Origin of the sequence: Imperialibacter sp. (assembly GCF_040222815.1) — a bacterium.
In the GTDB taxonomy this organism is placed as follows: Bacteria; Bacteroidota; Bacteroidia; order Cytophagales; family Cyclobacteriaceae; genus Imperialibacter.
The window spans coordinates 307,427-317,491 of sequence record NZ_JAVKCH010000001.1 but is presented as its reverse complement, the minus strand read 5'-3'; the positions used below and the strand labels follow the sequence as shown (position 1 = coordinate 317,491).

At 47.8% G+C, this 10,065-nt stretch carries 7 protein-coding genes; 5 read left to right on the top strand and 2 right to left on the bottom strand.

Translation table 11 applies throughout. The features are described from left to right. Positions 1–79: 79 nt before the first annotated feature. Complete coding sequence (locus RIF36_RS01230) at positions 80–217, bottom strand: hypothetical protein (RefSeq protein ID WP_350071638.1); 138 nt, start codon at positions 215–217, stop codon at positions 80–82. Positions 218–391: 174 nt separating this feature from the next. Next, entirely contained in the window at positions 392–1,129 is a 738-nt protein-coding gene (locus RIF36_RS01225) for a pseudouridine synthase (protein WP_350118792.1), read from the bottom strand. Between the two features lie 68 nt (positions 1,130–1,197). Between RIF36_RS01225 and RIF36_RS01220 the strand changes: the two genes are divergently transcribed. The 5 genes from RIF36_RS01220 to RIF36_RS01200 all read left to right on the top strand — a co-directional run bounded on the left by RIF36_RS01220 (position 1,198) and on the right by RIF36_RS01200 (position 9,884). Continuing rightward, positions 1,198–1,662 (top strand): pyrophosphohydrolase domain-containing protein, encoded by a 465-nt coding sequence (locus tag RIF36_RS01220; protein WP_151996710.1) that lies wholly within the window; start codon positions 1,198–1,200, stop codon positions 1,660–1,662. A 73-nt stretch (positions 1,663–1,735) separates the two neighbouring features. Then, complete coding sequence (locus RIF36_RS01215; protein WP_350118789.1) at positions 1,736–4,750, top strand: PVC-type heme-binding CxxCH protein; 3,015 nt, start codon at positions 1,736–1,738, stop codon at positions 4,748–4,750. A gap of 22 nt (positions 4,751–4,772) precedes the next feature. Further along, positions 4,773–5,663, top strand: coding sequence for a glucosaminidase domain-containing protein (locus tag RIF36_RS01210; protein WP_350092846.1), 891 nt, complete (start codon positions 4,773–4,775; stop codon positions 5,661–5,663). Further along, a complete protein-coding gene (locus RIF36_RS01205) occupies positions 5,608–6,651 on the top strand; it encodes a polysaccharide deacetylase family protein (RefSeq protein ID WP_350118786.1) in 1,044 nt (347 codons plus the stop codon). Before RIF36_RS01210 ends, RIF36_RS01205 begins: the two co-directional genes overlap by 56 nt. A 104-nt stretch (positions 6,652–6,755) precedes the next feature. After that, positions 6,756–9,884, top strand: coding sequence for a VPS10 domain-containing protein (locus RIF36_RS01200; protein ID WP_350118783.1), 3,129 nt, complete (start codon positions 6,756–6,758; stop codon positions 9,882–9,884). Positions 9,885–10,065 lie beyond the last annotated feature (181 nt).

The following is a 10,065-nucleotide window of genomic DNA, read 5'->3' as shown; positions in this document are numbered from 1 at the left end:
TCTCCGATAAAGGAGACCTTTGCTTTTTAGTGAGCTGTGAGCCCAACGCATTCGGTAAGTATATCTGTTTTTGACTATTTCAAATGGAAAGCACAATGCCCAAAAAAGCTACCAAGCCCAAAATCAACCAATTGATCACTCGCTCTTTTCTCTTAGGCTTACCCAGCACCAAATAGTCCAGACTATACTTGAACCTGCGCTCATACAATCCTTTCATAATGGCTCCTTTCTTTTAATGTTACCAAATTGTTAACAACAAATTTAATTAATTAATATTAGGTTAACAATGATTAACTGAATAATTCAAAAAATTAAAGGAATTGTATTAAATACAGGCTTGGTCTGGTTTTGCATCATCCAATGCGAATTATGAAAGCCCTGGGTTGAAGTTTTAATAATTGTTCACCCAGGCGAACGTGTCCATTGCTTTTACAAAATCAGGCGACAGCGGGGCTTGAAGCCTTACCTCTTGGGTTGAAAACGGGTGAATAAAAGTGAGTTTGTGGGCATGAAGAAGGAGCGAAGTGATGCCCCATTCTCTTTCGAACATCCTGTTGTGTCTGAGGTCTCCATACTTGGTGTCGCCAACTATCGGATGCCCCATGTGATTGAAATGACGTCGGAGTTGGTGAGTGCGGCCTGTTTTTGGCAGCATTCTCACGAGGGAATACCTTGAGGTTGGGTATTTATTCACCGAAATGGCGACCTCGACAGTATTTAGCCTTTCATAGTCAGTCAAAGCGGTCTGCTCAACCCCTGTTTCATGTTTAACCAACGACTCGTTTGTCGATCCTGTTTCTGCTACAAAGCCCCGAACCACTGCCAGGTATTCCTTCATTACTTCGCCTTTCATAAAGAGCGATTGGGTCATGGCTACTCCCTGAGGAGAATAGGCGAAAAGCAATACTCCCGAAGTGGCCCTGTCGATTCGATGCACCGGATATACCTCGCAGCCTATTTGGTCGGCCAGCAGCCTATTCGCAAAAAAATGCTTTTCCTCTGCAATTCTGGTTTTGTGAACGAGAAGCCGATTAGGCTTATTGATGGCCACCAAATACTCATCCTGGTAAATAATGCTGAGTTTTCCGTGCGGCTCTGGCTCGCTGTGGATAAGTTTTTCTTCACTCATGGTTGACTGTAAAAGTAAAACGGCGGATTTTAGAATCCGATTATTTATGCAGACTAAAACCCCACTTTATGCAATCGCCTGATTCTCTTAATGATGTAGCAAAATTTCACCGGACTTTTGGCCACCCGATACTGCCAGAGGCTACTGTTCCTTCTGCTGACCGGTGTGCCCTCAGAGTGAACCTTCTGGCTGAGGAACTAAAAGAATTGGAAGAGGCTATTCAGGCAAAGGACATCGTAGAAATAGCTGACGCTTTGTGCGACCTGCAGTATGTGCTCAGTGGTGCTGTGCTTGAATTTGGCTTGGGTGGGCAATTCAAAGAGCTTTTTGATGAGGTGCAGCGCTCCAATATGAGCAAAACCTGCAAGACAATTGAAGAAGCTGAAGCCACAGTCAACCACTACAAGGCACAAGGTGTTGAATGCCACTATGAGGAAGCGGACGGACTGTACCTCGTGTTCAGAACCGGGGACAGAAAGACCCTGAAGTCTGTGAAATACTCTCCTGCCGACCTTAAATTTATTCTCAGCTAATTTTATGTTGGCGGGTTAAAGGATTAGGTGCGTTTTTGATAAATTGTTGTCGCAACACACCCCAACCTACCTTATGACTTTTAAGCAAACCTTCGTTTTTTCTCTTGTGGTCGTCTTGTCTTCTTGCGCCTCGCAGCGGGACAAAGAAGAAGCTGAGCAGTTAGCAAAAGAGGCCCTGACTTCTTTCGAACTATACGAGGGCCTCCAAATCGAACTTATTGCGTCGGAACCACTGGTGGCAGATCCTGTGGCTATGGAAGTAGATGAGCTGGGAAGAACCTATGTGCTCGAAATGCATGGGTACCCCCTGGACTTGTCCGGCAGCGGTGTGATAAAACAACTGCTGGACACAGACGCAGACGGGCAGTTTGACGAAGCCGTCGTGTTTGCGGACGGGCTTAAATTACCCACAGGCCTCATGAGATGGAAGAATGGGCTGATCGTTGTAGACGTGCCGGATGTACTCTACCTCGAAGATACAAACGGTGATGGAAAGGCTGATAAGAGAGAAGTAGTCTTGACCGGATTTGCCGTGACTAATCCGCAGCACATTGCCAATACACCCGTGTATGGCCTCGACAACTGGATTTATGTAGCGCATCAGGGAATGGTGACTCCCAAAGTAAGCGTTAAAGAATTTAGCGACGAGGGGAGTGAGGTGCATTTTCCAGCCAATGATAGCGCACCAAAGTTGCCAATTGACGCCAATGGCCGGAACGTAAGGTTCATGCCTGATTCCTTCCAATTAGAGATGCTTTCAGGCGAGTCGCAATACGGGCAAACTTTCGACGCCTGGGGCCGCCATTTTGGCACCAGCAATGCTGACCATCTTTTCACTGAGGTGATTCCTGCCAGGTACCTGGCCCGCAATCCCAACCTGGTTGTTGCCGATGCCATGGAGAACATTCCGGATCATGGTAGTGCAGCAGAGGTATTTCCCATCACACAAAATCCTGCCCATCAGCTGTTGACCGATGTCGGCGTTATTACTTCCTCGTGTGGCGTTACGTGGTACCAGGGCGGTTTGATCAAAGGCTTTGAGAATGTGACTTTTGTGGCAGAGCCAGTGCATAATCTGGTACATGCGGATAGGGTTACTGCCAAAGGTGCCTCGTTCAATGCAAGCAGGTTGGTTGAGAACAAGGAGTTTCTGGCTTCTACAGATGGCTGGTTCAGGCCTGTTCAGTTTTATGTTGGCCCCGACGGTGCTTTGTACATGATCGACTATTATCGACAGATCGTTGAGCATCCTGAGTGGATGTCAGAAGAGGTGAATAACTCAGGAGCACTGTACAATGGCTCGAATCAAGGTAGAATTTACAGGATATCGCCTAAGGGAACTGCTCCAATGAGCTGGGCGGACGAAATAGACATTCCTGGTATGAGCCCGGATGAAATTGTGGCGTTGCTGGGCAGCGACAATATATGGTGGCGGAGAAATGCACAGCGCCTGATTGTAGCCAACGAAGCTTTGGTGCCAAACGATATGCTGATTGACTATGTGGCCAGCACTGAGAGTGCAGTTGGGTTTTTGCATGGGCTTTGGGCCCTGGAAGGCAGAGGTCAATTGACTAATGAGTTCATAGAGAGGGGATTGAAACACCAGGTGGCTGGTGTAAGGGAAAATGCCATCAGGTTGGCCGAAATACACCTGACCGCATGGCCAAAATTGGCTACAACCCTGATTGGTATGTCCGGCGATGCTGACGCCAGGGTACGGTTTCAGCTTTTATGTACGCTGGGCTTTGTTGAGACCGAAGAGGCCACTGAGGCTCGTAATGAACTGCTTCGGAAGGACATTGGTGATCGATGGGTACAGGTAGCGGCACTGAGTGCGAGCTACGGGAAAGAAAGTGAGTTGCTATCGGAGGCCATGAGAACGTTGACGGATACTCCCTCGGAGGGAACGGCCATGTTTTTCTCTAATTGTGCCGCTGTTGTGGCCCTCTCCGGAGATAAAGCCGCCACGTCAAAGATCCTTGGGAAGGTACTCTCTGGCAACCAAATAGAGCGGGATGCATGGTGGAAGTCTGCCGTACTTGATGGAATTGAAAAAGTTGTAAGAAGAAGTGGACTTGAGGCTGGAAGTGCTAAAGCCGAGATAAAACTTCTAAAGGCTCAATTAAGTGCTGGCACGCCAGCCGAAATCAGGACAGCCAGCATGAAACTGCTTACCCACTTGCCTGGCATTGAGGCATCGGATTTGGCGGATGTTCAGGAGAAGGCGTTGCAACTGGCACTGAACGATGGAGCCAGTCCGGGCTTAAGAACTGATGCGTTACTTTTGTTAACCAAGTCTGACAATGGGGCCTATGTAGAAAGATTATCTACGCTGGTGTCTGCGCAGGAGCCAGATGCCGTGCAAGAGGGTGCTATCAACGCCATAGTGGCTACCAACAGCCAGGCCGCCTCTCAGCTCATTGTGAAACGCTGGGGCAGCCTTACTCCCGGCGTAAGAGATCATGCTATGGGACATCTTCTCAACAGTGAATCCGGCTCTCATTCATTGCTCGATGCAGTGGAAGCGGGGAGTATTGACCAGGCTACGATTGCCTGGCCACGCAAGGTAAGGCTGATGAACAGCTATACCGACGGCGTGCGGGAAAAGGCGAGGCGACTGCTTGCGGCGAGTAATGAGGCTCCCGGAGAATTAGTAAAAAAATATCAGCAGGCACTTGATGTGAAGGGTGATCAGGTGGCTGGAGCGGCTGTATTTAAGGCCAATTGCGCTGTGTGCCATCAAAAAGGAGGAGAAGGTGGGAGTAGTTTTGGTCCTGATCTCGGCACTATTAGAAACAGGGATGCGTCGTTTATTCTGGCCGATATCATCAACCCCAATCGATCAATCGCCGACGGGTTTGAAACCTGGGAGTTGGAAAATAAAAGCGGTGAGCAAATAACAGGAGTGATTGCGTCAGAAACAGCCTCATCGTTAAGTATCAAAGATGCCGCTGGTAATGTAACGACCGTAAACCGAAATGAAATATCGTCGTTGAGAGCTTCGAACATATCGGCGATGCCTGCGGGATTTGAAAATTCCATCTCCGTTGACCAAATGTCCGATTTAATAGCTTATCTTAAAAGATAGATTGATCAACTAAACACCCTTTTTGAGAAAGACGATCATTTTTGTCATTCTGCTAATCCTGGTAGGTTTTGCTGCTGTTCTTGTCAATTTTTCAATTGACAGGACTCATTATATCAAAACCAGGGAAGTATTGGCCAACCACCCGGATAGCATTGAGCTACTGGTCGATTCGTTGGTGGCACCTATTCTGTATCATGAAATTGAAGGAATTGACCAACTGCCTCCGGATCAGGCCAAGCTAAAGTTCATTTCCGCCCTATTGCCTTCCATTCTTTTGGCGAAGCACAGGATAGAGGACGAACGAAATCAAATCAGAGAAATACTGAACAAGCCCATTTGGCTACAGGAGGACAGTGCCTTTTATTTCGAACAAAGTGAGTTTTATAAAACTGCTTCCGGAGAGTTGTTGCTTCGCCGCATGAAAACCCATCCCAACAGCATCATTCTGGCGCAGGCGGCAGTAGAATCTGGCTGGGGCACCTCACGCATATTTCAACAGGCCAATAACCTCTTTGGTATCTGGTCGTACCGGTCGGGCGAACCGAGAATCAAGTCCATCTACTCAAGGAACGGCCAGGCGATCTACCTTAGAAAGTACGACGATGTGTCGGCTTCTATTTATGGTTACTTTGGATTAGTAGCCAGGAGCAGGGCTTACCGGAGATTCAGAGAAGCGAGAGATACCACTGACAACGTGAACGTTTTGCTTCCTTACCTCAAATACTATTCTGAGAGGCGTGAGGAGTATGTGGAACAATTGGCAACTATCATCCGGCAGAATAGGATGACGCAGTACGATGATTATCGCCTCGATCCGGCGTATTTTGTTGAAGAAAGAACCGTTAAACTTTTCGGCTATGTTATCGATACGGTTGTTGTGGTTGGTGGCGTTATTGTTGACGACCGCCAGTAGTACCCTGCTCGGGCAGATGAACCGGGAGGTGGTCGGTTTTGTCTACCACAGGGTGGGGGATAGCCGGTATCCCTCTACCAACATCTCCATCGAAAACTTTGACGCCCATCTCAACTATCTCAAACAAAATGATTTTAAGGTATTGACCATTTCTGAGGCGGTTGATTACCTGAAAAAGCCAGGCGAGCGGGAACGGGTGGCTGTTATTACCATAGACGACGGTTACGAAAGCTTTTACAAAAATGGCCTTCCCTTGTTAAAGAAATATGGGTTCCCTGCCACCGTGTTCATCAATACTGAAACGGTGGGGGGCAGCTCTTACATGGACTGGAAACAGCTTGAAGATTGCCTGTCGAACAAAATAGAAATAGGAAATCACAGTCATTCTCATGCCTACTTTTTGAATGAGGCAGCACCGGCGAGGTATGAGGCATTTCGCAACGATGTGGAAACAGCACAAGCGCTGATAAAGGAGCGACTAGGTATTACGCCCAAAGTATTTGCCTATCCTTATGGTGAATTCGATCCAAAAATGGCCGAAGTGGTGCAAGAAATGGGGTTTGTGGCAGGGCTGGCTCAAAACTCCGGTGTGATGCATGCCGAAAGCAATTTATTTAGCCTACCGAGATTCCCGATGGCATCGGCCTTTTCGTCACTGGAAAAATTTGTGTCCAAAGCCAATATGCGTGCATTGAAGGTGACTGCCGAGAAGCCGGAGAGCTTCCTGATGACCGCCAATGGTCCATCACCCACTTTACAAGTCACTTTCGATCAGTCAAACCTGATGGAATCGCAACTTCAGTGTTTTGTGCAGGGAGGATCATGTGTACTTGAGAAGAAAAAGAGTGGTGACAAAATAGAGGTCACCGCAAAACCAGGCAGCGCTCTGAGAAGCAGGAGAACCCTGTACACCATTACCATAAAAGACGGCGACGGTCATTGGCATTGGTTCAGTCACCTTTGGGTAAATCCTGGTGTGAAGGAGTAAGCAACAGCTGATTTCTCAGGGTCTTAAAGGCTTTTCCATTAGCGGCTTCCAGCGAAATGGTTCGCTCCCTATATTACCCTATCGTTCAATTTATCAATTATTATATGAAGTTAAACAGATACTATTTACTTGTTACGGGCATTTTGCTCTCGTTTACAATGAAAGCGAGGCAACTACCGGAAGGCTATCCCACGAAGCCTATTACTACCCTTGATACTTTGTTAACCAAAGCCTTTGAATGGAGAAATGTGGGGCCTAACAGGGGAGGAAGGTCGCTGGGTGCGTCAGGAAGTCCATCCCGGCCCAACGAATACTACTTTGGGGCAGTAGGTGGTGGCCTCTGGAAAACTGTTGATGGCGGCACTACCTGGAAACCAGTAACCGACGGCCAGCTGACCAGCTCATCAGTGGGTGCCGTGGCCGTGTCGGAAACCAATCCCGACATTGTGTATATAGGAACCGGCGAAACCCAGTTCAGAGGTAATATCATGCAGGGAGATGGTGTTTACAAGTCGGTAGATGCTGGCAAAACCTGGGAAAACATTGGTTTGAAAGAGACTCAGGCGATTGCCAGGGTGCGAGTTGACCCAACGAATCCTGATATCGTGTTTGTGGCTGCACTGGGGCATCCTTATGGGAATAATGAAGAAAGAGGCATTTTCAGAACAACCGACGGAGGTAAGAACTGGAAAAAAGTGCTTTACAAAAGTGATAAAGCAGGCGGTGTTGATATCATCATTGACAGAACAAACCCAAAGGTAGTTTATGCCACTATCTGGCAAGTATACCGCACGCCCTACAAAATGTGGGGTGGTGGCCCCGACTGCGGCCTTTATAAGTCAATTGACGGTGGCGATACATGGATTGAACTCACCAGGAACCCTGGGTTGCCAAAAGGGCCTGTCGGTAAAATTGGCGTGACAGTTTCGCCTGCTAATCCAAACAGGCTATGGGCTGTTGTTGAAGCCAACGACGGCGGTGTGTTTCGCTCCGACGATGCCGGGAAAACCTGGAAGCAGGTAAATGACGAACGCAAGCTCAGGCAAAGAGCGTTTTACTACAGCCGTATTTACGCCGATCCAAAAGACGAGAACACGGTATATGGGTTAAACGTGGGCTTTTATAAGTCGACAGATGGCGGTGAAAAGTTTGACGTCACAATCAGACCGCCACATGGTGACAACCACGATCTCTGGATTGATCCCAACGACCCCATGCGAATGATTGCCTCCAATGATGGTGGTGGCACAGTATCAGTCAACGGTGGCAAAACCTGGACCGATCTGGACTTCCCGACGGCTCAGTTTTATCACATCATGGTGACTAACGACTTTCCATATCACATTTGTGGAGCTCAGCAGGACAATTCCACGATGTGTATTCCAAGCGACGGTTGGGATTTTATGACCGCCAGAGGACCGAAAACCGAGTACTACTATTCACCAGGTGGTGGAGAAAGCGGCTACATCGCTCAGGATCCTAAGAACCCAGATATTTTCTACGCAGGAAGCCAGGGAGCACTATTGACACGCTATAACAGGGCAACAGGTCATGAAAGAGACGTGCAGGTTTATCCACGCTTCTTTTCAGGTGAACCTTCGTCATCATTGCCTGAACGCTGGCAATGGACATTTCCTATCGTGTTTTCACCTGTAGACAATAACCTTCTTTTTACTTGCTCACAGCATGTGTGGGTGTCTGCCGATGAAGGCCAGTCATGGCAAAAGATAAGCCCTGATTTGACCTACGCCGACCCGGCCACGCTAGGCATGTCAGGTGGAGCACTCACCATGGATATGAACGGGCCTGAGATTTATGCGACTGTGTTTGCATTGGCGCCCAGCTACCACGATGTCAACACGATTTGGGCTGGCTCAGATGATGGCCTGGTGCATATTACAAGAGACTTTGGGAAGACATGGAGCAATATCACGCCGCCCGATATGCCAAAGGACACAAGGGTAAGTATCATCGATGCTTCACGTCATCACCCAGGCACTGCTTACGTGGCTGGAAAGCGCTATCAAATGGACGACAGGGCTCCTTATTTGTGGAAAACGCACGACTATGGCAAAACATGGACAAAAATAATCAGTGGCATCAGATCAGATGATTACCTGCATACTATCAGAGAGGATATCAAAGTTCCAGGCTTGCTGTATGCAGGTGGAGAGCACACCGTTTGGGTGTCGTTTGACGATGGTGCCAATTGGAATGCCCTACAGCTGAATATGCCAGACACGCAAATTGCAGATTTGATGGTGACCGACAGAGATTTGGTGGCGGGTACGCATGGTCGCTCGGTCTACATACTCGATGATATTGGGCCCCTGAGAGAGTATGCTAAGCTCGCTGGTAATCCCAACTATACACTTTTTGAGCCTGACAGGGCTGTTAGACGAGTGGAAAGTGCTACAATCAGCTACTTCCTGCCAAAACAGGCCGATGAGGTAGTAGTTACCATTAAGGACGCCAGTGGTACCGTGATTTTGGAGGAAAAGGGGACGTTACCAGAGCCAAAGAAGGACGAAGATGAGTCGGCCAGGTGGTATGGAAGCCTGCCTACGGCACCAACTACCGCTCAGGGACTCAATAAGTACGAGTGGAACTTAAGATATCCTGGTGCTGTCGACTTTGAGGGCATGATTATATGGTCTGCCAGGCCACAGCTTGGGCCTTATGCGCCTCCGGGAAAGTATACAGTGAGTGTAGCTGTAAATGGTGAAGTGCAAACCAAGAATATTGAAGTGGCGCTTGACCCAAGGATTACAGGCGTGACCGAGGCAGACGTCAGAGAACAATTTGAACTGGCGATGAGGATCAAAAATGCGACTTCCATGGCGAATCAGACTGTAAAAGACATACGGACACTGAAGTCGCAAATAGATACACTAGTGATGCAAAACAAGGCTTTGAAAAAGGACGCCGAGGTGCTTTTGTCTAAGCTTTCTACCGTTGAGGAAGCGCTTTATCAGGTGAAAAATCAGAGTTCGCAAGACCCGTTGAATTTCCCGATAAGGTTGAACAACAGGCTGGCCTACCTGCGAAAGAGTGTAGAAAGTGGCGACGGAAAACCAACCAAGGGCTCTTACGAGGTATTTGACCTCTTGAAAGGGGAGCTGGATGGGCACATGACATCTTATCGGAACATCCTCGAAAAGGACATTGTCTCCTTCAATAAAAAGGTGAGCAAGTCCGATCTTCAGGAGGTGAAGCTTGATAGGAAAATTTAGTATATGAGTAAGTCTGCCTCAAAGTTTGGTAAAGTAGTCAGACTAAGTTTGAGGAAGGTTTTTGAAGAAATAGGGGTATTTTAACAGGTAGGCTGTTGATAGATCACCGAACTATTTTCGTTAAATATATGTGATGAGACATAATCCTTAATACGGTAATATTAAGATTTATTCAAATTTT

Bases quoted from the DNA above. Each gene is read 5' to 3' on its own strand.
- RIF36_RS01230 (WP_350071638.1), bottom strand. From the start codon at position 217: ATGAAAGGATTGTATGAGCGCAGGTTCAAGTATAGTCTGGACTATTTG.
- RIF36_RS01225 (WP_350118792.1), bottom strand. From the start codon at position 1,129: ATGAGTGAAGAAAAACTTATCCACAGCGAGCCAGAGCCGCACGGAAAA.
- RIF36_RS01220 (WP_151996710.1), top strand. From the start codon at position 1,198: ATGCAATCGCCTGATTCTCTTAATGATGTAGCAAAATTTCACCGGACT.
- RIF36_RS01215 (WP_350118789.1), top strand. From the start codon at position 1,736: ATGACTTTTAAGCAAACCTTCGTTTTTTCTCTTGTGGTCGTCTTGTCT.
- RIF36_RS01205 (WP_350118786.1), top strand. From the start codon at position 5,608: ATGTTATCGATACGGTTGTTGTGGTTGGTGGCGTTATTGTTGACGACC.
- RIF36_RS01200 (WP_350118783.1), top strand. From the start codon at position 6,756: ATGAAGTTAAACAGATACTATTTACTTGTTACGGGCATTTTGCTCTCG.